Below are 22,054 nucleotides of genomic sequence, written 5' to 3'. Positions count from 1 at the left end.
GGCCGAAGTGCCCGCCGCCCTGCAAAGCATTCAAGCCGCAGCGCCTGCGGCCGTTGCCCCACCCGCCCCCGCACCAGACCCCGCCCCCGTCGCGCCGGCTGCCCCGACGGTCGACGAAGAAGGCCCGAACGCCAACGCCAAGTACGACGTGAAAAAAGCCTTCGGCGCCATCGCCCGCATCCACACCACGCCCACTGGCGAACTCAGCGCCCGGCAGCAGGCGCGGCTCGACGCCTTCATGCGCCGCTACATCGAACGCACCAAAGAATCCAAGGCCTACACCGTGCGCCACCGCCCGCATCTGGCCGACCCGCGCGTGGTCAACGGCTTTCGCCCCCAGCTCAAGGAAATCATTTATCAAATCGTCATTGCCCGCTCCGCCGGCTGCCATATGTGGGATCTCGACGGCAACGAGTATGTCGACGCCCTCAGCGGCTTCGGCATGAGCCTGTTCGGCTGGCAGCCGCCCTTCATCAATGACGCCGTGCGCAAACAACTCGACGACGGCTACGACATCGGCCCCCAGCACCCCCTGGCCGGCGAAGTGGCCGAACTCATCTGCGAACTCACCGGCGCCGACCGCGCCGCGCTGTGCAACACCGGCTCAGAAGCCGTCATGGGCGCCGTGCGTGTGGCCCGCACCATCACCGGCCGCAGCAAGATCGCCATCTTCGCCGGTGCCTATCACGGCATCTTCGACGAAGTCATCGTGCGCGGCACCAAGAAAGGTCGCTCCATTCCCGCGGCGCCGGGCATCATGCCCAACACTTCCGAAAACGTCGTCGTATTCGACTACGGCACCCCCGAAACCCTGGCCGCGCTCAAAGAGCGCATGGATGAATTCGCCGCCATCGTGGTCGAACCCGTGCAGAGCCGCCGCCCCGACTTCCAGCCCCGCGAATTCCTCCACGCCCTGCGCGACTTCACCGCCCAGGCCGGCACCCTGCTCATCTTCGACGAAGTGGTCACCGGCTTCCGCTCGCACCCCGGCGGCATCCAGGCCCTGTTCGACATCCGCGCCGATCTGGTGAGCTACGGCAAAGTCGTCGGCGGCGGCTTTCCCATCGGCGTCATCGCCGGCAAGCGCGAGTTCATGGACGCGCTCGACGGCGGCCAATGGCAATACGGCGACGACTCCGTGCCCACCGTGGGCGTCACCTACTTTGCCGGCACCTTCGTGCGCCACCCCCTCGCCCTGGCCGCAGCCAAGGCCGTGCTCCTGCACCTCAAGGCCGCAGGCCCCGAACTGCAGCACACCCTCACCACCTCCACCGCCGCCATGGTGGACGAACTCAATGCCTACTGCCGCGAAGTCGGCGCGCCCATCGTTCTCAAATCGTTCTCCTCGGTGTGGAAAATCTTCTTCACCGAAGACCACCCCATGCAAGACCTGCTGTTCGCCATGATGCGCAGCCGCGGCGTGCACATCCTCGACAACTTCCCCTGCTTCTTCACCACCGCCCACACCCCGCAAGACATCGCCGTCATCAAGACCGCGTTCAAGGAAGCCGTGGCCGAACTGCAGGAAGCCGACTTCATACCCCGCCACATCGATGCGGCCCCCGCCGCCTTCGACGCCAGCCACCCGCCCGTGCCCGGCGCACGCATCGGCAAAGACCCCGGCGGCAACCCCGCCTGGTTCGTCCCCAACCCCGAGCAGCCCGGCAAGTACCTTCGCCTCGACGCCTAAAAAGCTATGGATACTTCCACCGCCACCGCGGTCGATTACGACCCCTTCGCCGACGCCGCGCCCGTCGCCCGCGTCGCCCCCACCACCGAAGCCCAGCGCGAAATCTGGCTGGCCTGTCAGCTCGGCGGCGATGCCACGCTGGCGTACAACGAATCCATCACCCTGCATCTGCGCGGCGCGGTCGATCTGCCAGCGCTTACCGCCGCGGTGCGCGCCCTGCTGGATCGCCACGACGCGCTGCGCGCCACCCTCAGCGCCGATGGGGAACAGTTGCTCATCGCCGAGCGCCTGAACCTCGACATCCCCACAGACGACCTGCGCGGCCTGACCGCCGAGCAAGGCGATGACGCCCTGAAGCAAACCACCGCGCAGGCCGTCGCCATGCCTTTCGATCTGCAACAAGGGCCGCTGTTTCGCGCACGCCTGCTGCGCCTGGCCGACGATCACATCGCCCTGCTGCTCAGCGCGCACCACATCGTCTGCGATGGCTGGTCGTTCGGCGTCCTAGTGGATGAAATCGGCGCGCTCTACTCGGCCCGCAAGGGCGAAGCCCCCGAGCCCGAGGCGCCCGCGAGCTTCGCTTCGTTTGCGCAAGCGCTTTCCGCGCGACAAGGCAGCGCCGAACATCAGGCCGATGAGGCGTACTGGCTGAACCGCTACGCCAGCATTCCCGCGGTGCTTGAGCTGCCTTGCGACCACCCCCGGCCCGCCACGCGCGCTTTCGACTCCAAGCGCATCGACCATGTGCTGCCCGCAAACTTGGTGGGCGCCGTGCGTCAACTCGGCGCCAAGTCCGGCGCCAGCTTGTTTTCCACCCTGCTGTGCAGCTTCGGTGCGTTGTTGCAGCGTCTTTCGGGCAATGATGAAGTGGTGGTCGGCGTACCCGCCGCGGGGCAAACGCTGCCGGGTTTCGAAACCGTCGTCGGCCACGGCGTCAATCTGCTGCCTTTGCGGTTGATGCCCGACCCCGCCGCCCCGCTGGCGCAGTCGCTGCCGGCCGCGCAATCGGCCGTGCTCGATGCCTTCGAGCACCAGCATTACACCTTCGGCACCCTGCTGCAAAAACTGTTGATCGAACGCGATCCATCGCGGGTGCCGCTCGCCCCGGTCATGTTCAATCTCGACCAGGCCATCGATCTGCGCAGCTTTGGCCATCTGCAAGTCAGTACGGTTTACAACCCGCGGCAGGCCGAGAACTTCGAACTGTCCATCAACGCCGTCCCCATGGCTGATGGCGGCCTACGGCTCGAGTGCCAATACGCCACCGCGCTGTTCGACGAAGCCACGGTGCGCCGCTGGCTGGCGAGCTACCAAGCCTTGCTGACGCATCTCTGTGCCGCGCCCGATGCGGCGCTCGGCGCCATCGACATCGTCACCGATTCCGACCGGCAGCAACTGGCGCAACTCAATGCCACGTCGTCGCCGCTGCCTCCCGGCCTGCTGCTGCACCAGTTGCTGCATGCGCAGGCCACGCGCACGCCCGACGCCACCGCGCAAATCTGCGGCGCTAGCCCGATGTCCTACGCCCAACTCTGGGCGCAGGCGCATCGCATCGCCCACACGCTGCGCGCACGCGGCGTGCAGCGCGGCTCGCGCGTCGGCCTATGCCTGCCCCGTGACGCCGACATGCTGCCCGCTTTGCTGGGCGTTCTGGTCGCCGGTGCAGGCTATGTGCCGCTGGACCCGAGCTTTCCCACCTCGCGCCTGGCCGACATGGCCGAAGACGCCGACCTCGCCCTGCTGATCGCCAAGTCCACCTCAGCCGGCGCCCTGCCCTGGCCTCGCGCGCAAAGCCTGTGGCTCGACAGCGATGCCGCTGAAATCGCCGCCCAGCCCGACACCCCGCCAGCCGCAGAGGCCCAGCGCGACGCCACGCCCGACTCGCTGGCCTACATGATTTACACCTCGGGCTCCACCGGCAAGCCCAAGGGCGTCATGCTGCCGCACCGCGCCGTGGTGAACTTCCTGCTCGCGGTCGCCCAGCGTCCCGGCCTGACGTCCGGCGACATGCTGCTGGCCGTCACCACGCTCTCGTTCGACATTGCCGTACTCGAACTTCTGCTGCCGCTCGCCGTCGGCGCCACCGTGCTGCTGGCCAGCCGCGAACAAGCCGCCGACGGCTTTGCCCTGCGCGACCTGCTGCAAGCCCACCCGGTCACGGCCCTGCAAGCCACGCCGAGCACCTGGCGCCTGCTGTTCAGCGCAGACTGGGCGGGCCAAAGCAAGCTCAAAGCCCTGGTCGGCGGCGAACCCCTGCCTGCCGACCTCGCCGCGCAGTTGCAGCGCAGTTGCGATGCGGTGTGGAATATGTACGGCCCGACGGAAACCACCGTGTGGTCCACCTGCTGGCGGGTGCAAGACGGCGCCGCAGGCATCGCCATCGGCACGCCGCTGGCCAACACCCAGGTGTGGGTGCTCGACCCTCGCGGCAATCTCTGCCCGATTGGCGTGCCCGGCGAAATCCACATCGGCGGGGCCAGCGTCGCCCTGCCGACCCTTTTTCCAACGAACCCGGCGCGCGCCTGTACAGCACTGGCGACCGCGGCCGCTGGCGCAACGACGGCCAGCTCGAACACCTCGGGCGGCTCGACTTCCAGGTGAAGCTGCGCGGCTTTCGCATCGAGCTGGGCGACATTGAAACCCACCTCGCCCATCACCCCGAAGTCGCGCAGGCGGTAGCGATGGTACGCGAAGACACCCCGGGCGATGCCCGGCTGGTGGCCTATGTCGTCCCCCGATTCGCGCAAGTGGAGTTGGACCCCGCGCAGTTGCGCAAGCATCTGCAGCAAGACCTGCCCGCCTACATGATTCCGCAGCACATCGTTGCGCTGCAGACGCTTCCGCTCTTGCCCAATGGCAAGATCGACCGCAAGCGCCTGCCTTCGCCTGTCAGCGGCGGCGGGCCGATCAAAGCCGAGCGCAGACTTCCGCAGACGCCCACGCAAAAGCGGGTGGCCGCAGTGATGGAGCAGGTGCTGCGCCTGCCCGGCATGGCACTCGACGACGACTTTTTCTCCCTCGGCGGGCATTCGCTGCTGGCGGCGCAGCTAGCGGCGCGCCTGCGTGAGCAAACCGGTCTGGACGTCCAAATGCGCACCGTCTTCGATGCGCCCAGCATCGACGGTCTGTCGCGCTGGATCGACACCCATGCCCAGGACGATAGCGCCAAGGTCGAAGCCATTGCGCATCGCAGCGAGCAGACCGTCGCGCCCGCCTCGCTGCAGCAAGGGCGCATCTGGTTCCTTGAACAGCTCGACCCTGGGCTGCCAACCTATAACACCCCTTCCGCGCATCGCCTGCGCGGGGCGTTGGATGTCGTCGCACTCGAACGCGCGCTCAACGCCATGGTGGCGCGCCAAGCCAGCCTACGCACAGTGATCGTGGAGCAAGACGGCGCGCCGCTGCAGGTCGTCGCCCCCGAACTGACTGTGCAACTGGGCGAGATTCACGACCTCTCCGCCCTGCCCCCTGCCGACCGCGAGGTCGAATTGATGAAAAGGCTGCAGGCCCGCAGCGCCGAGGTCTTCGATCTGGGCGAACTGCCGCTGTTCAAACTGGGGCTCTACCGTCTGGCGGAAGACGACCATGTGCTGTTTTTCATGCCGCACCACATCATCTGGGACGGTTGGTCGTTCGATCTCATATACGACGAAATGGCGGCGCTTTACCCCGCCTTTGCAGAAGGCCGCGCGCCCGATCTGGCGCCGCTTCCCGTCACCTATGGCGACTACGCCGCCTGGCAGCGGCTATGGCTCGAAACGCCCGACCTTCAGCGCCAGCTCGGCTACTGGCGAGAACAGCTAACGCCGTTGCCCGCGCCGCTGAATCTGCCCGCAGACCGCCCCCGCCCCAAGCGCATGACCGGTGGCGGCGACACCTTCTGGTTCAGCCACCCGGCCGATTGGTTTGCCAGCCTGCACCAATTCGCGTTGCAGCAAAACGCCACGCCCTACATGGTGTTGCTCAGCGCCTTCGCGGCGCTGCTGTGGCGGCAATCGGGCCAGACCGATCTGGTCATCGGCACGCCGGTACGCGGGCGGCCCACGGTGGATCTGGAGAGGGTCATGGGCTTTTTCGTCAACGCCCTGCCGCTGCGGATTCGCCCCGACCCGAGGCAATCGTTTGCTTCCTTGGTACGGCAAGTGCGCGAGGTGATGCTGAGCTCCTATGCTGCTCCTGACGTACCGTTCGAGCAGCTATTGCGCTTAGTTAGTCCGCCGCGAGACGACAGTCGCACACCGATCTATCAGGCCTTCTTTTCGTATCAGGATGTGCGACAGCGAAACACCCACTGGGGAACCCTGGAGCAGGAGAATCTCAAGGTCTATCAACCTGCCGCAGCCGAGGACGTTCGCTTGTGGTTCCTCAACACCCCCAGCGGCGTGATGGGTGGGTTGACCTACAACACCGATGTGTTCGAGGCCCCTCGCGTGGCGGCGTGGATGGCGCAGTACAGCCAGTTGCTCGTCGACGCCATGGCGCACCCCGAGACCGCGCTCGCGGATTTGCCCGCCTTGGGGGGCACGGTGAGTGTCAGCAGCCCGGCTTCGACCGCATCGACCGTCGCTTCGCCAAGGGCGCCCGCCGCAGCCGCACCTGCTGCAGACCGCCTGCAAACCGAGACGGAGCGACAGCTCGCAGCCCTCTGGGCCGAGCTACTCGCCACCCCGCATATCGAGCCCGACGACAACTTCTTTGATCTGGGCGGCCACTCGCTGCTGGTCATGCAGGCCGTCTCGCGCATGGAGAAATTAACGGGAAAACGCCTCGGCCCCCGTCATTACGTGTTCGATTCATTGCGGCAGATCGCCCTCGAATACGACAAAACAGAACAAGCCGCACCGAGTGGCAAAAAGAGTCTCTTCCAGCGCCTGTTCGGGAAAGAGACCAGCAGTTCGACACACTCAGCAAACTGACGCCGCCCAAAGAAGGCAGCCCATCATGCACATTTCCTGGAGTTCAAACCATGCAGCAAGCCACACCGATTGGAGGTGGACCTGATCGCGCACGCGCCCAGCCACTGCAAACCCGCCCGCCTCTCGCCATCGACGTGGTGCGGGCACAGGACCTGCCCTACAACGAGTTCCTGAACGAGTACGTTCGCAAGAACCGGCCCGTGGTCATCGCCGACTCGGTGCGGGAGTGGCCGGCGCTGAGCCGTTGGACGCCCGGTTATTTCCGCGACAAGTTCGGCGACCAAACCGTGCAGGTGTCCTACACCAAACGCATGGCGATGCGCGACTTCGTCGATGCCGTCGAGGCATCGACCGTCGATGCGCCGGGGCCTTACCTCTATCGCCTGTTCATCCACGATCACCTGCCGCAACTGCTGGCCGATCTCCGTCCGCAAAATGCCTACGCCTTTGCGGGTCGCCATGCGAGCCCGCTGATGCCCGAGCGCTGGCGCCGTCCCGACGGCTTTCTCAAACTGCTGATGGGGGGTGTGGGCAGCAAGTTTCCAGTCATGCACTACGACCTGGAACACGCCCACGCGCAGATCACCGAAATCTACGGCGACAAGGAGTTCTATCTCTTCCCACCCGAGGACGGCGACAAGCTCTACCCGCGCCCCGGCCAGAAAAACTGGTCTCAGGTGGACAACCCCGCCGCGCCCGATCTGAGCCGCTTTCCGCGCATGGCCGAAGCCACGGCCTACCGCGCCGTGCTCATGCCCGGGCAGACTATTTTCATTCCCATGCTGTGGTGGCATGCAGCCCGGCCGTTGTCCATTTCCATCTCGGTCTGTACGGCCTTGATGGATCGCTCCAACTGGCCCGGTTTTGTGGAGGACGTCTGCGACCGATCCAAGAACTCAGCGGCCAAGATTGCGCTCAAGCGTTTCTATCTCAAAGGGGCGGGCAGCGTCATGCAAGCCATGGAAAACCTGCAGACGGCAACACCGCTACTGGCAAAGCGCCTCAAATTCCCGTCGGCCCTTTCACCGGCATCCCCGGACTTCACCAAAGACCCCTCAGAAACGCCGATGAAGTTTCGACTTTCAGTCGAGTGAATGGGCGTGGCGGCGAAGTGACCTACCCCCGCCCCGCCGCCTCCACGCCCTGGTTCGCCAGGGCGTCGGCCTGTTCGTTGCCGGGGTCGCCGGTGTGGCCGCGCACCCACACCCAGCGTAGGGTGTGGGGCGCGGCGGCTTTTTCCAGGCGCTGCCACAGATCGACGTTTTTCACCGGCTTTTTGTCGGCGGTGGTCCATCCGCGCCGCTTCCAGCCGACGATCCATTCCGTCATGCCTTTGAGCACGTATTGCGAATCGGTGTGCAGCAGCACGCGGCTGGGGCGCTTGAGGGCTTCGAGCGCCATGATGGCAGCCATCAGTTCCATGCGGTTGTTGGTGGTTTGCGGCTCGCCGCCGTGCAGGGTTTTTTCATGGGCGCCGCTGCGCAGCACCACGCCCCAGCCGCCGGGGCCGGGGTTGCCTTTGCAGGCGCCGTCGGTGTAGATGATGATCTCGTTGTCGGTTTCGGTGGTCATAGGGTTCAGATTTTTGTTTTCGCCCGGCGCTGCGCGATGGGTCGCAGCGCCACGGCGCGACGCTGGGTGCGCATTTCCACCTTGCCGACCAGACGCATGGCGGGCACGCGCTTGATCGCCGCAAGAAAATACACCGCGCCGAACACGGGCCACCAGCGGTCTCCTGCCTGGTCCATGAAGCGCCAGCGGTGCAGCCACAGCGGCGAGCACAGCGCGGGGCGGTAGCAGCCGAAGCGGCCTTGGGTGACTTCAAAGCTGAGCAGCCGCAGCCAGTCGCGCACGCGGCGGGGGGCGAGAAATTCGCCGTGCTGTGGCAGATACCAGCCGCCGCCCACACGTCCGACCAGTTGTCGCATGCCCCACAGGCTCCAGGTGTTGAAGCCGCTGATGACGATCTGCCCGCCGGGCACCAGCACGCGGTCCACTTCGCGCAGGCAGGCGTGCGGATCGTCCACCCACTCCAGGGTGTGCGGCAGCACGACCAAATCGAGCGATTGGGCGGGAAACGGCAGCGCGGTGAAATCGCATTGCAGATGCTCGGTATGAATGGCGTGGGCGTCGGCGGGCTGCGGCTCGGGGGGAAGCTGTGCGTTTTCGGCCGCCACGCCCACGGCGTCCACCAGACCGGGCTCGGCATAGACCGGCTCGCCGCCGTAATGCTCGGGCAGCAGGCAGGCCGGGCGCACGCCGGGCAGATCGGGCTGGGCCGACTCGGCGCCGTCGAGCGCCAGCCAGCGATGCGGCATGCGGTTGTGCGCCAGCCCCTGCAAAGCCGGGTTGCCGAGTTGCAGCGCGTGATAGCCGAAAATGTCGGTCACCACGCGGTCAATCTGGCTCTGCTCCCAAGCCAGGGCATAGCGACCGGGAGGCGTCTGCAACCAGTGCTGCAGGCTCATCAACGGCCACAGATCGGAGTCACCATGCATACAGAAGCGCTTGCAGCCTTTCGCGATAACTACATCTGGTTGATCCGGCCCGACGCGAACGATCCGCGCACTTTGGTGGTCGACCCGGGCGACGCCGCGCCGGTGATTGGCGCCCTGGAACGGGGCGGCCTGGAACTGCGCGGCATTCTAGTCACCCACCATCACAGCGACCATGTGGGCGGCATTCGCGAGTTGCTGCAGTGGTGGCAGACGAAGCACCCCGCCGATGAGCCGCCCGTCTGGGGGCCAGCCGCCGAGGCCATTCCCGCACGCACGCAGGCCATGCTCCAGGGCGATGTGTTCTCGCCGACGGGCTGGCCACTGCGTTTGGAGGTGCTGGAAGTGCCGGGCCACACCCTGGGGCATATCGCCTATGTGGCCACCGCACTGCAGAGCGAGGAGCCGCCTTCGCTGTTCTGCGGCGACACGCTGTTTTCCGCAGGCTGCGGTCGTCTGTTTGAAGGAACTCCGGCCCAGATGCACCATTCTTTAAACAAACTGTCGCAACTCCCTGAAAATACGACAGTAAATTGTGCCCACGAGTACACCCTCTCTAATCTACAATTCGCACGGGCTGCAGATCCCCTGAATGAGGCGGTGGTGGCGCACCAGAAACGGTGCCTGGCCTTGCGCGCCAAAGGGCTGCCCACCTTGCCGAGCCATATCGGCCTGGAGAAGCAGATCAACCCGTTCCTGCGCACCGACCAGCCCGGCGTGCTGCAGGCGCTGGAGCAGCACAAGGGCCAAAAGCCCGGGGACGCGGTGCAGGCGCTGGCCTGGCTGCGAGAGTGGAAAAACGATTTCAAGGGGTGAGAACCGATGCGGCAACTGAGACGACTGCGATTTTGGGCTTTGGGTGCAATGGTCGCAATGGCCGCCGGATGCGCCGCCGTCCCTCCCTCCGAAAAAACCGCAGCCTTGTCTCTAACCTCACCGCCCAGCAGTTCTACCGCCGCAGCTTCCGCAACCGCTGAACCCGGCACGCCGCTCAAGGCCGAGGTGGTCGGCAGCAGCGCCGTCACTCCCGCAGAGCAAACGGCGCTGCAAGACGACACCAAAGACATCACCCCGCAGTACAACGACATCTGGCAACGCATCCGCGCCGGTTTCGCCATTCCCAATATGGACAGCCCGCTGGTGGCGCAGGCCGCGCAGTGGTACACCACCCGGCCCGACTATGTCGCCCGCATGACCGAGCGCGCGCGCAAATACCTCTACTACACCGTGCAGGAAGTGCAAAAGCGCGGCATGCCCACCGAGCTGGCGCTACTGCCTTTTATCGAGAGCGCCTACAACCCCGACGCGCGCTCGGTGGCCCACGCTGTGGGCATGTGGCAGTTCATACCGTCCACCGGCAAGCACTACAACCTCAAGCAGAACATGTTCCAGGATGATCGCCGCAGCGTACTGGCCTCGACCAACGCCGCGCTCGACTATCTGCAGAACCTCTACAACATGTTCGGCAACTGGCAGCTCGCCCTGGCGGCCTACAACTGGGGCGAAGGCAGTGTGCAGCGCGCCATTGCCTACAACAAGGCGCACAACCTGCCGGTCGATTACCAAGACCTGCGCATGCCCAACGAAACCCGCAACTACTACCCCAAGCTGCAGGCGGTGAAAGACATCATTTCCGATCCGAGCAAGTACGGCATCACCCTGCCCGACATTCCCGATCATCCCTACTTCAAGGCGGTCACCATCACGCGCGATATCGACGTGTCGCTGGCTGCCAAACTGGCCGGGCTGACGCCCGACGAGTTCCGCTCGCTCAACCCCTCCTACACCAAGCCGGTGATCCTGGGGGCGACGAACCCGCGCATTCTCTTGCCCTACGACAACGCCACGCACTTTGCGCAAGCGCTGCAGGCTTACAACGGCCCGCTGTCCACCTGGACGGCCTACACCGTCAAAGCTACTCAGTCGCCGATGCAACTGGCGAGCGACCTAAAGGTCAGCGAAGCCGTGCTGCGCGAGACCAACGACATTCCGGCGCGGCAGCTCATCCGGGCCGGTTCGACCGTGCTGATTCCCAAGGCGGATGACGGCAGCAACAAAAACGTCAGCGCAGCCGTCGCCGAAAACGCGGTGCTGGCCTTTGCGCCCGAAGCCCCGCCGGGGCGTCGCATGGTGTTGCGCGTCGGCCGATATGGCGACTCGGTGCAGGGCGTAGCGCACCGCTATCACCTCAGCCCGCTGCAAGTGGCGCAGTGGAACCGCACGACCGAGCGCGGCATTTTCCGCAAAGGGCAGTTCGTGACCATTTACGTCACGCACACCCCGCGCATTTTCGTGGCTGAGCGCCAGGCGGACGAGCGGCGCATCGTGGCCGAGCGTAAGGTGGTCAAACGGCGCGTGGTGGCCGAACGCAAACCGCAGGTCAAGCGCCGCAACATCGTGCGCCAGCCCGTCAAGGTTGCCGAGCGTCAGCGCAAAGAACTGCACTACAGCGTGCAGACGCGGGATAAGAAACTGATCGACGTCGCGCAGCAGTAAGCGCGCGATCACGCGTTCAGACCGCGCCGTCCTGCCGCAACGCGGCGATCTGCCCGGCGTCCAGACCCAGTTCGGCCAGCACCTCATCGGTATGCGCCCCCAGCGCCGGGCCGAGCCAGCGCGTAGCTCCTGGCGTGGCTGACAAGCGAGGCGCGGGTGCAGGCAAATCGACCGGCGTGCCGTCGGCCAGAGCGTGCGGCTCGATCATGCCGCGCGAGCGAAACTGGGCATCGGCCGCCACATCGGCAATGCTGTAGATGCGGGTGGCGGGCACCTCGGCCGCACGCATGGCCTGCACGATGGCTTCGGGCTCTTGTCCCGCAGCCCATTGCTGTATGGCCGCGTCGATTTCGTCGGCGCGCGCCATGCGGCCTGGATTGCGCGCCAGCCCGGCATCCTCGGCCATGTCGGCGCGGCCGATGGCCAGCATCAACCGCTTGAAAATCGCATCGCCATTGCCCGAAATCTGCACCCACTCGCCGCCCTTGCTGCGATAGACGTTGGACGGCGTGATGCCCGGAATGCTCGTTCCCGTGCGCTGCCGCACCGTGCCGTCGTAGCTGTATTCCATCAGCGTGCTTTCCAGCAGATTGAACACGCTCTCGGTCAGCGCCACATCGACCACTTGCCCTTCGCCGCCCTGCTCCCCGTTCCACCGCCCGCCGGTGGCGTCGCGGTGGCGCAGCGCCATGAGCGCGCCCATGGTGGCGTGCAAGGCGGCGATGGAGTCGCCCAGCGACAAATTGGCGCGCATGGGCGGACGATCCGGGTCGCCGGTGACATAGCGCATGCCGCCCATGGCCTCGGCAATGGCGCCGAAGCCCGGCTGCAGGCGCATCGGCCCGGTCTGGCCGAAGCCGGAAATGCGCACCATCACCAGACTGGGGTTGACGGCGCGCAGGTCGTCCCAACCCAGGCCGAGCTTTTCGAGTGCGCCGGGACGCATGTTTTCCACCACCACATCGGCCCGCTCCGCGAGCCGCAGCACGATGTCGCGGCCCTGCGGGTGTTTGAGATTGACCGTGATGCAGCGTTTGTTGCGCGCCTGCGCGGTCCACCACAGCGACTCGCCTTTGTGCAGCTTGCGCCAACTGCGCAGCGGGTCGCCGCCCGGATCATCGCCGCGTGCCGGCGACTCGATCTTGATCACGTCCGCGCCGAACTCGGCCATCAGCCGGGTGGCAAACGGCCCGGCAATCAGGCTGCCGAGTTCGAGCACGCGCAGGCCGTCGAGCGCACTGCGCGCAGGCTGTGTTGAAGCGACCTGCTTATCCATAGAACGGAGCAAACAACAGGGCGATGTTGACCAGCAGCGCCAGCCCCCACACCGCCGAGCGCAACGAGGCGCGGTCGTTGAGGTAGCACCACAAATAGATCGCGCGCAACACCAGCCAGGCGATCAGCAGGCCGTTGATCAGTTCCAGCGGCGCTTTCAGATACAGGGCAAACAAGGCCGCCGCAAACAGAAAGGGCAAGGCCTCGAAGCTGTTGGCCTGCGCCGCGTTGGCACGGCGTCTGCGTGGGTCGGTCTGCCGCTCCATCCAGAGCCGGGGCTCGTTGTTGTCGTAGCGGTTTTCCTTAGAGCGAAACGTGCCCGACTTGGCCTTGCCCGCCGCGACGATGGGCAGTTGCGAGGCAATGAGCAGCAGGATGGCGGTGAGCAGCATGGGGGATCTCCGGGGTGAGTGCGCAGCATACAAAAACCAAGGGCCGACTGCTGTCGGCCCTTGGCACTACCGTCGCGTTCGGCCGGAATCAAACCTCCGGCGTGCGATCTTCAGGGAGCAGAAACTTGTCTCATGTCGTTAGCCCGCGTAGTCTGCGGCCACGGTTGCATCCTGCTTGTTGGCCATGCCCAAGGCACCGATGACCAGGGTGGCGACGATGGCGACCACGAAGTTGATCACCAGGGCGTACAAGCCGATGTAAGCCGGAATCACCAGGCCAGCAATGTGTAGCCCATAGCCCGAGGCCTTGAAGCCGCTGAGCGACGCCGCCCAGACGCCCCAGACCAGACCCGCCGCCCAGCCCAGCAGCAGCGCCTTGGCGTCGAACCAGCGGGTGTAGATGCCCGATACGATGGCCGGCAGGGTCTGCAAAATCAGAATACCGCCCAGCAGTTGGAGCTGAATGGCATAGGTCAGCGGCAGGAACACGATGAACAGCAGCGCACCGAACTTGACCAGCAACGATACCAGCTTGGCCATCTCGGTTTCCTTGTGCGTGCTGCAGTTCGGATTGATATAGGGCTTGTAGACCCCGACAAACCAGCTCGGGAAGTAGTGCAGCAGCAGACCCGGCATGGCGAACTGCGGGCCGTACTGCTTGAAGTAAGGCGCCAGTTCCGGCAGCTTGGCAATGCCCGAGGCATAGGCCATATAACCGAGCAGCGCGATGAGGCCGAGCATGAAGGAGTACGCCGGCAGGAACACCCAGTTGCGGCGCAGGGTGTTGGGGCCCTTGGCCGAGAGCACGGCCGTGGTGGCGTGCGGATACAGCATCAGCGCCAGCGCCGAACCAAAGGCCAAAGTCGGATAGAACGTCTGCAGGCCCAGGTTGCCGTCTTTCACCGGCGGCAGCAGCAGATGCCCCTTCGGAATGGCGGCGAAGATGTTGCCGAAACCGCCGAGCTTGTACGGCACCACGATGATGAGCGCGATCACCGTGATGTAGACCAGCAGATCCTTGACCACCGCAATGGACGCTGGGGCGCGCAGCCCGCTGGTATAGGTGAACGCAGCCAGAATGACAAAGGCGATGACCAGCGGCACATCCCCCATCAGCCCCTGTGTGGAAAAACCCAGCCCGCCGATCACCACCTGAATGCCCACGAGCTGCAGCGCGATATAGGGCATGGTGGCGACGATGCCGGTCACGGCGATCGCCAGCGCCAGCGCCGGGCTGCCGTAGCGTCCGGCGACGAAATCGGACGCGGTGATGTAGTTGTGCTTTTTCGCGACGATCCACAGACGCGGCAGGATGGCGAACACCATGGGATACACCAGCACGGTGTAAGGCAGCGCAAAGAAACCCAGCGCCCCGGCGCCGAACACCAACGCGGGCACGGCCACGAAGGTGTAAGCGGTGTAAAGATCACCCCCGATGAGGAACCAGGTGATCCAGGTGCCGAAGCGTCGTCCGCCCAACCCCCACTCATGCAGATGATTCATATCCCCCTTGCGCCAATGCGCCGAGGCGAATCCCAGAACCGCGATACCGACAAACAACGCGACAAAAACAACGGTGGCAACGACATTCATGGCGTCAGTCTCCGCATCCAGACGGCACGACCATCTTGTAGACGATGGCGATGAACACTCCAGACAGCGGCACCCAGACGAGTTGCCACCAGTAGAAGAAGGGAATGCCGAACACGCTGGGTTCCAGCTTGTTGAAGTAGGGAATGGCGAGCACGGCAACGCAGGGAATCGCCAGCAGAATGAACTGCAGCGGCCCCAGTTTTTTGGGTGTGGACATGGAACGGGTCTCCAGGCTCGGCTGACGCGCCAGGGGCGGCCAACCTTCGGTTTTTTCACCGGCATCCATCGCCGGTGCGCTGACCTGTCGGAGATTAGCCCAGCCGTTTACAAATTCGGGTATCCGAATGTGTCATTCGCAAGCAGGAGAAAACGAACGAGCGTTCGTGAGGGTTTCTACTGAGGGTGAGTCAAAAAATCAGCGGATCTGTTCGGTCGATTCCCGCTTGATCAGGATGCGCGGAATGATCAGGGCATAACCCTGCTGCTGCCAATAGATCAACTCGGTCATGGCGTTCGGCACGATTTCGATGAAGTCCAGAAAATCCGCCGGGGTGTAGCCGAAATCGTGTGCCGCCTGTCCGCACACCTTGAACTTCACGCCCATCTGCGCGTAATAGCGCATGCGCTCGACGGCTTCACGATAACGGTCCTGATTGCGGGTAACGGTGGCGGCAATCTCGGTGCCGTGCAGCACCACGACGGCCTGCACATCTTCGGGCGAAAAGTCATAGGGCGAGGCCTGCACCGTGTTGAACACCGAGCGCACCCAGAACAGCGCATTGGAAAGGGTTGCGGGGTCGTCGAGGTAAAACTCGAACACCACTTTCATCGGCGCCTTGTAGGGCGTTTGCACCAGCTGTCCAGCCGCGTTTGCTGCGCTGCTGGCCGCTGCGCAGAGCGTTGCGATCAATACCTGTCGTCTTGTGGCTTGCATGACATCCCCTCGCGAACCCAGATGTATCCGGGTGTAATCGATGGGACATCGAGCGCCTAGCGGGTCAACCCGAGGGCAACCCAGGGATGCTCAGCCGGCGTTGCCGGACTCGACGCCCCAACGGCGCAGAGCGGCGTCGTCGGATTCGCGGGCATCGACCCACTGGCCGCCCTCGGGCGTGGTTTCCTTCTTCCAGAACGGCGCCTGAGTTTTGAGGTAATCCATCAAAAATTCGCAGGCGGCAAAGGCCGCGGCGCGGTGGGCGCTGGCCACCAGCACCAGCACGATGTCGTCGCCCGGCAGCAGGCGGCCCACGCGGTGAATCACCGTGACACCCAGCAAGGGCCAACGCGCCTGTGCCTCATGCACCATGTCGGCAATGGCGCGCTCGGTCATGCCGGGGTAATGCTCCAGTTCCATCGCCTGCACATGGCCGGGGTCGCAAACGCCTGGATGATGATCGCGGCAAAGCCCGACAAAACTGGCGATCGCGCCCACACCCAACCGCCCAGCCCGCAGCGCCTGCATTTCTGCACCCAGGTCGAACGGCTCGGTCTGGATGCGAATGGTGATCGGCTCCATGCGTTCAGCCCCCGGTGACGGGCGGAAAAAACGCGACTTCGCAGCCGGGCTGCAGCGCTGTGTCGCCGTCGCACATGAGCTGATTGCACGCCATGCGCAGCGGTTTTTCAGCTGCCAAGGCCAGTGCGTAGCGCCCGCCCTGCGCCCGCAGCCAGTCGCGCGCCTGCCCCACGGTGAGCACCGCTTCGGGCAGGTCGTGCGTTTCTTGTGACACACCGACGATTTCGCGCACGCTGGCGAAATACCGAATCTGGACGAGCATGGGTCAGCCCTGCAACAAGATGGAGAACGGAAGGTAGCGCAGCACATCGCCACGGACGATGGGCTGCTGCGGCGGGTTGTCCACCAGGCCGTCGGCCCAGACGGTCGAGGTGAGCACCGCGGAATTCTGCGAGGCAAACAGCTCGGCCTCGCCTTGCGCGTTGAGCCGAACGCGCAGATATTCGCGGCGCCTGTCGGGCTTGGGCCAATCGAACGCGGCGCGCACCGGCAGCGTCCGCACGGCGGTTTGCCCTGCGCCCTGCAAAGCGAGCAAAAAGGGCCGCACAAAAAGTAGAAAGGTCACGAAGCTCGAAACCGGATTGCCGGGCAGGCCGATGAAGGCGGCTTCGCCCTGTTCTTCGCCCTGATTTTCGCCACGGCGCAGATGGCCGAAGGCCAGCGGCTTGCCAGGCTTCATGGCGATCTGCCACAGATCGAGCGCGCCTTCGGCCTGCACCGCGGGTTTGACGTGGTCTTCCTCGCCCACCGACATGCCCCCGGTGGACACCACGAGGTCGTGGCCCAGCGCGGCTTGGCGCAGCACGGCGCGGGTGGCCTCGAGCTGATCGGGCACGATGCCGAAATCGGTCACCTCGCATCCCGCAGTTTCCAGCAGCGCGCGGATGACAAAGCGGTTGGAGTTGTAGATGGCGCCGGGGCGCAGCGGCTCGCCGGGCATGGCGAGTTCGTCGCCGGTGAACAGCATCGCCACGCGCGGCTTGCGACGCACTCGCAGCGAGGCCACTCCCACGGAAGCGGCCAGCCCGAGATCCTGCGGCCGCAGCCGTTGCCCGGCTGCGAGCACCACATTGCCAGCCGCCACATCCAAGCCGCGCCGCCGCACCCAATCACCGGCCTTGGGCGGCGCGTTGATGCGCACCGCATCGCCCTCGGCGGCGCATTGCTCCTGCATCACCACGGCGTCTGCGCCCGGTGGAATGAGCCCGCCGGTAAAAATACGCGCCGCCGTTCCCGGCTGCAGGGGCTGCGGCACGGCACCGGCCGGAATGCGCTGGCTCACCGGCAGGCAGATGCCCGCGGCAGACACATCGCCGCTGCGCAAGGCGTAGCCGTCCATCGCGGTGTTGTCAGCGGGGGGCACGTCGATGGTGGAACGCACCTCTTGCGCCAACACCCGACCAAGAGCGGATGAGAGCGGCAGCGTCTCGGTCTCGCTGATTGCGCTCGCAGCGGCCAGCAGACGCTGCAAAGCGACATCGGGATCGATCAGGGGCGAAGCTGGTGCAGTCATGGCAGGTACTCGAATTTGGGGGCATTGTCCGTCAACCAGTCGGCCACGGCAGCCGGGTCGTTGATGTCGAGGACGGCGGCAGGGGCAGGCTGCGGGAGTTGCTGCGGCGAGTCGGTGGCGATGGCGAGAACCTGCGCATCCTCGGGGTAGCACAGAGGGCGCCCGGTGCTGGCGCGCCACACTTCAACCTTGGGGAGCCGGGCCTGCTTGAAGCCTTCGACAAACACCCAGTCAGCGGCTGGATCAAGCATGGGCAAAAGCTCGGGCGCCCCAAGCTCTCGCGGCTCTGGCAGACGGCGCTGCAGCGTGATCAGGCGGTCGGATGCGGCCAGCACCTCAAACGCGCCGGCCTCGCGGTGCCGCCAGGTGTCTTTGCCCGGATGATCGAACTCGAAGCGGTGATGCGCGTGTTTGAGCACCGACACCCGCAACCCCTGCTGCACGAACCGCTTGACCAGCGCCTCGACCAAGGTGGTCTTGCCGCTGCCGGAAAATCCGGCAAATCCGACGACCTTCATCAGGAGCCCGCCAACCCCGCGCCGCAGTGCATTGCAATGTAGGACTTCACCGCCTCCACCTCGACCGGCATGACGGCAAAACGCTGCGGGCGGCGTTCGAGGTCTTCGAGTCCGGCCGGGCGCTGCGGGCAGGTGCCCACGGCTTCCTGAATCGTTTCGGGGAACTTGGCGGCCAGCGCCGTTTCGAGCACCAGCATGGGCACGCCCGGCTCCAGGTGCTCGCGCGCCACCTTCACGCCGTCGGCGGTATGGGTGTCGATCAGCCGTTCGCTGCCCTGCCACACGCTGCGGATGGTGACGAGCCGGTCGGCATGAGTGCTGCTGCCCGAGGCGAAGCCGTAGTCGGCCGCAATCCTGGCAAACGCCGGGTCGGCCGAGAGGTCGAAAAAGCCCTTGCTCGGCAGTTCGCCCGCGAACAGCGCGTGCACGCGCGAGGCATCTCGCCCGAGCAGATCGAAGATGAAGCGCTCGAAGTTCGACGCCTTGGAGATATCCATCGACGGGCTGGAGGTGTGATGTGTTTCCGCCGATTTGCGCGGACGATAGACGCCGGTGCGGAAGAACTCGTCGAGCACGTTGTTTTCGTTGGTGGCCAGCACCAGCTTGCGGATCGGCAGACCCATCATGCGCGCTACATGCCCGGCGCAGATGTTGCCGAAGTTGCCCGACGGGACGGTGAAGCTCACCTGCTCGTCGTTGCTGCGCGTGACCTGGAAGTAACCGGCGAAGTAATAGACGATCTGCGCCGCAAGCCGCGCCCAGTTGATGGAGTTGACCGTGCCGATGCGCCAGCGGCGCTTGAAGTCGAGGTCGTTGGACACGGCCTTGACCATGTCCTGCGCATCGTCGAACACGCCTTGCACCGCGATGTTGTGGATGTTGGCGTCGGCCAGCGAATACATCTGCGCGGTCTGGAACGCGCTCATCTTGCCGAAGGGCGAGAGCATGAACACGCGAATACCGCGCTTGCCGCGCATGGCATATTCGGCCGCGCTGCCGGTATCGCCCGAGGTCGCGCCGAAAATATTGAGTTCGCTGTGCTGGCGGGCCAGCGCGTACTCGAACAGATTACCGAGCAACTGCATGGCCATGTCCTTGAACGCCAGCGTGGGCCCTTCGGACAAGCCCAGCAGCGCCATACCCGGATCGCCTTTCAGCGGTTTGAGCGGCACGATCTCGGCATGGCCGCCGAACACCTCGGGCGTGTAGGTCTTGGCGATCAGCGCACGCAGATCGTCCGCCGGCAAGTCGGTGATGAAACGCGACAGAATCTCAAAAGCCAGATCGGCGTAAGACAGACCGCGCCATTGCACCAGCGTGGCGCTATCGATCTGCGGATAGCGTTCGGGCAGATAGAGCCCGCCATCGGGCGCCAACCCTTCGAGCAGGATGTCGGAAAAACCTCGGGTCGCGGACTCGCCGCGGGTGCTCAGATAACGCATCAGCGCAACTCCTCTTTACGAATGCGGACGATGGGCGCGTGCACGCTGGGCAGGGTCTGCATGCGGCCGATGGCGGTGTTCATGCGCGACTCGACGGTGTCATGCGTGAGGATGATGAGGTCGGTCTGATGCTCGCCCTCCCCGGCCTCGCGCTGAATGAGGCCGTCGATGGAAATGCCTTCGTCCGCCAGGATGCGCGTGAGGTCAGCCAGCACCCCGGTCTGATCGGCCACGCGCAGGCGCAGGTAGTAGGCGGTCACCACCCGATCCATCGGCAGGATGGGAGAATCGCTCATCGCATCGGGCTGGAAGGCCAGATGCGGTACGCGGTGCTCGGGATCGGCGGTGTGCAGCCGGGTCACGTCCACCAGGTCGGCGATGACGGCAGAGGCCGTGGGCTCAGAGCCCGCGCCCTTGCCGTAATACAGCGTCGGGCCCACCGCGTCGCCCTGCACCACCACCGCATTCATCGCGCCTTCGACATTGGCGATCAGACGTGTGGCTGGAATCAGGGTGGGATGCACGCGCAACTCGATGCCCTCACCGGTGTTTTTGGTGATGCCCAGCAGCTTGATGCGATAGCCGAGTTGCTCGGCGTAACGGATGTCGGCCGCCTGCAGCGCTGTGATGCCCTCGACATAGGCCTTGTCGAATTGCACCGGCACGCCGAAGGCGATGGCGCAGAGGATGGTGGCCTTGTGCGCCGCGTCCACGCCCTCGATGTCGAAGGTCGGATCGGCCTCGGCATAGCCCAGCGCCTGCGCCTGTTTGAGCACGGTGGCGAAATCCAGCCCCTTGTCGCGCATCTCGGACAGGATGAAATTGGTGGTGCCGTTGATGATGCCCGCGATCCATTCGATGCGGTTACCCGCCAGCCCTTCGCGCACCGCCTTGATGATGGGAATTCCGCCGGCCACAGCCGCCTCGAAGGCCACGATCACGCCCTTGGCCTGTGCCGCGGCGAAGATTTCGTTGCCGTGCATGGCCAGCAAGGCCTTGTTCGCGGTGACCACATGCTTGCCCGCAGCGATGGCCGCCAGCACCAACTCGCGCGCCGGGCTGATGCCCCCCATGAGTTCGACCACGATGTCGATGTCGGGCCGGGTCGCCAACGCCATGAAATCCGTGGTGATGGGCAGAGCGTCCCCTAAAGCGGCGCGCGCCTTGTCGGGGTTGCGCGCGGCAATCGCGGCGAGGGCAATGCCACGTCCGGCGCGGCGCTGCAGCTCTTCCTGGTTGCGCGCCAGCACCTTGACCACGCCGCTGGCAACGGTGCCCGCGCCGAGAAGGGCAATCTGTAAAGGTTTCATAGAGAACGGGAGTGGAAGTCAGGCAGTCAGGCCGCCGCGCGGCTGCGCTTGCGGAGCGTTTCAAGAAAGCGCGCGATGCGGCCGATGGCTTCCGTCAGATCGTCGGCATTGGGCAGAAAAACGAGCCGGAAATGGTCGGGCTGCGGCCAGTTGAAGCCGGTACCTTGCACGATCAACACTTTTTCCTGCGCCAGCAGGTCGTAGGCAAACTGTTGATCGTCGGCGATGGGGTAAATCTCGGGATCGAGCCGCGGGAACATATACAGCGCCGCCTTCGGTTTCACCACGCTGACACCCGGAATCTGCGTGAGCAGGTCGTAAGCCAGATCGTGCTGCTTGGTCAGGCGCCCCTGCGGCGCGACCAGATCCTTGATGCTCTGATAACCGCCCAGCGCGGTCTGAATCGCCAACTGCCCCGGCGTATTGGCGCACAGGCGCATCGAGGCCAGCATGGTCAGGCCCTCGATGTAGTCGCGCGCACACCGTTTGTTGCCCGACACCACCATCCAGCCCGAGCGGTAGCCGCAGGAGCGGTAGTTTTTCGACAGGCCGTTGAAGGTGATGAACAGCACATCGTCGGCCAGCGAGGCGATGCTGGTGTGGGTGTTGCCGTCGTACAGCGTCTTGTCGTAAATCTCGTCGGCGAACACGATGAGTTCGTGCTCACGCGCCACTTGCACGATCTCTTCGAGCAACTCGCGCGGGTACAGCGCACCGGTCGGGTTGTTGGGGTTGATCACCACGATGGCCCGGGTGTTGGGCGTGATCTTGCTGCGGATATCGGCAATGTCCGGATACCAGTCCGACTGCTCGTCGCAGATGTAGTGCACCGGCTTGCCGCCCGAAAGTGCGACCGACGCGGTGTAGAGCGGGTAATCCGGCGCGGGAATCAGCACTT

General features: G+C 65.0%; 20 protein-coding genes. 6 read left to right on the top strand and 14 right to left on the bottom strand.

Annotation, left to right across the window (positions count from 1 at the left end):
* The 4 genes from ABT24_RS14520 to ABT24_RS14505 form a co-directional block, all read left to right on the top strand.
* Positions 1-1,690, top strand: a 1,690-nt coding sequence (locus ABT24_RS14520; protein ID WP_286738139.1) for an aminotransferase class III-fold pyridoxal phosphate-dependent enzyme, incomplete at its 5' end; no start/stop codon positions are given.
* 6 nt (positions 1,691-1,696) lie between these two features.
* Positions 1,697-4,291 (top strand): non-ribosomal peptide synthetase, encoded by a 2,595-nt coding sequence (locus tag ABT24_RS14515; RefSeq protein WP_286738138.1) that lies wholly within the window; start codon positions 1,697-1,699, stop codon positions 4,289-4,291.
* The gene (locus ABT24_RS14510) at positions 4,288-6,606 is read left to right on the top strand and encodes a condensation domain-containing protein (protein ID WP_286738137.1); all 2,319 of its coding nucleotides are present in this window, start codon (positions 4,288-4,290) and stop codon (positions 6,604-6,606) included. Before ABT24_RS14515 ends, ABT24_RS14510 begins: the two co-directional genes overlap by 4 nt.
* A gap of 50 nt (positions 6,607-6,656) precedes the next feature.
* Positions 6,657-7,700, top strand: coding sequence for a cupin-like domain-containing protein (locus ABT24_RS14505; protein WP_276730698.1), 1,044 nt, complete (start codon positions 6,657-6,659; stop codon positions 7,698-7,700).
* Between the two features lie 22 nt (positions 7,701-7,722).
* Here ABT24_RS14505 and rnhA read toward each other — a convergent pair whose 3' ends face one another.
* The gene (gene rnhA, locus ABT24_RS14500) at positions 7,723-8,178 is read right to left on the bottom strand and encodes a ribonuclease HI (RefSeq protein WP_276730700.1); all 456 of its coding nucleotides are present in this window, start codon (positions 8,176-8,178) and stop codon (positions 7,723-7,725) included.
* 5 nt (positions 8,179-8,183) lie between these two features.
* Positions 8,184-9,074 carry a class I SAM-dependent methyltransferase gene (locus ABT24_RS14495; protein ID WP_276730805.1) on the bottom strand — a complete coding sequence of 297 codons (891 nt, stop codon included), beginning with the start codon at positions 9,072-9,074 and terminating at the stop codon, positions 8,184-8,186.
* A gap of 24 nt (positions 9,075-9,098) precedes the next feature.
* Between ABT24_RS14495 and gloB the strand changes: the two genes are divergently transcribed.
* Together gloB and ABT24_RS14485 are read left to right on the top strand one after the other, a co-directional pair.
* Positions 9,099-9,917: a hydroxyacylglutathione hydrolase gene (gene gloB / locus ABT24_RS14490; RefSeq protein WP_276730702.1), complete on the top strand. Its 819-nt coding sequence runs from the start codon at positions 9,099-9,101 to the stop codon at positions 9,915-9,917.
* Between the two features lie 105 nt (positions 9,918-10,022).
* Positions 10,023-11,597, top strand: a complete 1,575-nt coding sequence (locus ABT24_RS14485; RefSeq protein ID WP_276730704.1) for a transglycosylase SLT domain-containing protein — start codon at positions 10,023-10,025, stop codon at positions 11,595-11,597.
* A gap of 16 nt (positions 11,598-11,613) precedes the next feature.
* On the opposite strand, the gene ABT24_RS14480 is transcribed toward ABT24_RS14485, so the two are convergent.
* The 12 genes from ABT24_RS14480 to ABT24_RS14425 form a co-directional block, all read right to left on the bottom strand.
* Positions 11,614-12,873 carry a CaiB/BaiF CoA transferase family protein gene (locus tag ABT24_RS14480; RefSeq protein WP_276730706.1) on the bottom strand — a complete coding sequence of 420 codons (1,260 nt, stop codon included), beginning with the start codon at positions 12,871-12,873 and terminating at the stop codon, positions 11,614-11,616.
* Positions 12,866-13,264 (bottom strand): MAPEG family protein, encoded by a 399-nt coding sequence (locus ABT24_RS14475; protein WP_276730709.1) that lies wholly within the window; start codon positions 13,262-13,264, stop codon positions 12,866-12,868. Before ABT24_RS14475 ends, ABT24_RS14480 begins: the two co-directional genes overlap by 8 nt.
* 138 nt (positions 13,265-13,402) lie before the next feature.
* Positions 13,403-14,857 carry a sodium:solute symporter family protein gene (locus ABT24_RS14470; RefSeq protein WP_286738133.1) on the bottom strand — a complete coding sequence of 485 codons (1,455 nt, stop codon included), beginning with the start codon at positions 14,855-14,857 and terminating at the stop codon, positions 13,403-13,405.
* A gap of 4 nt (positions 14,858-14,861) precedes the next feature.
* Positions 14,862-15,074, bottom strand: coding sequence for a DUF3311 domain-containing protein (locus ABT24_RS14465; RefSeq protein WP_276730714.1), 213 nt, complete (start codon positions 15,072-15,074; stop codon positions 14,862-14,864).
* Positions 15,075-15,272: 198 nt separating this feature from the next.
* The gene (locus ABT24_RS14460; protein ID WP_286738132.1) at positions 15,273-15,710 is read right to left on the bottom strand and encodes a DsrE family protein; all 438 of its coding nucleotides are present in this window, start codon (positions 15,708-15,710) and stop codon (positions 15,273-15,275) included.
* 171 nt (positions 15,711-15,881) lie between these two features.
* Entirely contained in the window at positions 15,882-16,373 is a 492-nt protein-coding gene (moaE, locus tag ABT24_RS14455) for a molybdopterin synthase catalytic subunit MoaE (protein ID WP_276730719.1), read from the bottom strand.
* A gap of 4 nt (positions 16,374-16,377) precedes the next feature.
* On the bottom strand, positions 16,378-16,635 hold the full coding sequence (gene moaD / locus ABT24_RS14450; RefSeq protein ID WP_013106358.1) for a molybdopterin converting factor subunit 1: 258 nt from the start codon (positions 16,633-16,635) through the stop codon (positions 16,378-16,380).
* Between the two features lie 3 nt (positions 16,636-16,638).
* On the bottom strand, positions 16,639-17,886 hold the full coding sequence (locus tag ABT24_RS14445; RefSeq protein WP_276730722.1) for a molybdopterin molybdotransferase MoeA: 1,248 nt from the start codon (positions 17,884-17,886) through the stop codon (positions 16,639-16,641).
* The gene (gene mobB, locus ABT24_RS14440) at positions 17,883-18,404 is read right to left on the bottom strand and encodes a molybdopterin-guanine dinucleotide biosynthesis protein B (protein ID WP_276730725.1); all 522 of its coding nucleotides are present in this window, start codon (positions 18,402-18,404) and stop codon (positions 17,883-17,885) included. Before mobB ends, ABT24_RS14445 begins: the two co-directional genes overlap by 4 nt.
* Complete coding sequence (thrC, locus tag ABT24_RS14435; protein WP_276730727.1) at positions 18,404-19,846, bottom strand: threonine synthase; 1,443 nt, start codon at positions 19,844-19,846, stop codon at positions 18,404-18,406. Before thrC ends, mobB begins: the two co-directional genes overlap by 1 nt.
* A complete protein-coding gene (locus ABT24_RS14430; protein WP_276730730.1) occupies positions 19,846-21,156 on the bottom strand; it encodes a homoserine dehydrogenase in 1,311 nt (436 codons plus the stop codon). Before ABT24_RS14430 ends, thrC begins: the two co-directional genes overlap by 1 nt.
* A gap of 26 nt (positions 21,157-21,182) precedes the next feature.
* Positions 21,183-22,054, bottom strand: an 872-nt coding sequence (locus tag ABT24_RS14425; protein WP_286738131.1) for a pyridoxal phosphate-dependent aminotransferase, incomplete at its 5' end; no start/stop codon positions are given.

This window comes from Thiomonas sp. SCN 64-16, from assembly GCF_001725585.1.
Classification (GTDB): Bacteria; Pseudomonadota; Gammaproteobacteria; order Burkholderiales; family Burkholderiaceae_C; genus Thiomonas; species Thiomonas arsenitoxydans.
This window is presented reverse-complemented; position numbering and strand designations above follow the sequence as displayed.

Bases quoted from the DNA above. Each gene is read 5' to 3' on its own strand.
- mobB (WP_276730725.1), bottom strand. From the start codon at position 18,404: ATGAAGGTCGTCGGATTTGCCGGATTTTCCGGCAGCGGCAAGACCACC.
- moaD (WP_013106358.1), bottom strand. From the start codon at position 16,635: ATGCTCGTCCAGATTCGGTATTTCGCCAGCGTGCGCGAAATCGTCGGT.
- ABT24_RS14480 (WP_276730706.1), bottom strand. From the start codon at position 12,873: ATGGATAAGCAGGTCGCTTCAACACAGCCTGCGCGCAGTGCGCTCGAC.
- ABT24_RS14445 (WP_276730722.1), bottom strand. From the start codon at position 17,886: ATGACTGCACCAGCTTCGCCCCTGATCGATCCCGATGTCGCTTTGCAG.
- ABT24_RS14515 (WP_286738138.1), top strand. From the start codon at position 1,697: ATGGATACTTCCACCGCCACCGCGGTCGATTACGACCCCTTCGCCGAC.
- gloB (WP_276730702.1), top strand. From the start codon at position 9,099: ATGCATACAGAAGCGCTTGCAGCCTTTCGCGATAACTACATCTGGTTG.
- ABT24_RS14495 (WP_276730805.1), bottom strand. From the start codon at position 9,074: ATGAGCCTGCAGCACTGGTTGCAGACGCCTCCCGGTCGCTATGCCCTG.
- rnhA (WP_276730700.1), bottom strand. From the start codon at position 8,178: ATGACCACCGAAACCGACAACGAGATCATCATCTACACCGACGGCGCC.
- ABT24_RS14475 (WP_276730709.1), bottom strand. From the start codon at position 13,264: ATGCTGCTCACCGCCATCCTGCTGCTCATTGCCTCGCAACTGCCCATC.
- ABT24_RS14505 (WP_276730698.1), top strand. From the start codon at position 6,657: ATGCAGCAAGCCACACCGATTGGAGGTGGACCTGATCGCGCACGCGCC.
- moaE (WP_276730719.1), bottom strand. From the start codon at position 16,373: ATGGAGCCGATCACCATTCGCATCCAGACCGAGCCGTTCGACCTGGGT.
- ABT24_RS14465 (WP_276730714.1), bottom strand. From the start codon at position 15,074: ATGTCCACACCCAAAAAACTGGGGCCGCTGCAGTTCATTCTGCTGGCG.
- ABT24_RS14430 (WP_276730730.1), bottom strand. From the start codon at position 21,156: ATGAAACCTTTACAGATTGCCCTTCTCGGCGCGGGCACCGTTGCCAGC.
- ABT24_RS14470 (WP_286738133.1), bottom strand. From the start codon at position 14,857: ATGAATGTCGTTGCCACCGTTGTTTTTGTCGCGTTGTTTGTCGGTATC.
- thrC (WP_276730727.1), bottom strand. From the start codon at position 19,846: ATGCGTTATCTGAGCACCCGCGGCGAGTCCGCGACCCGAGGTTTTTCC.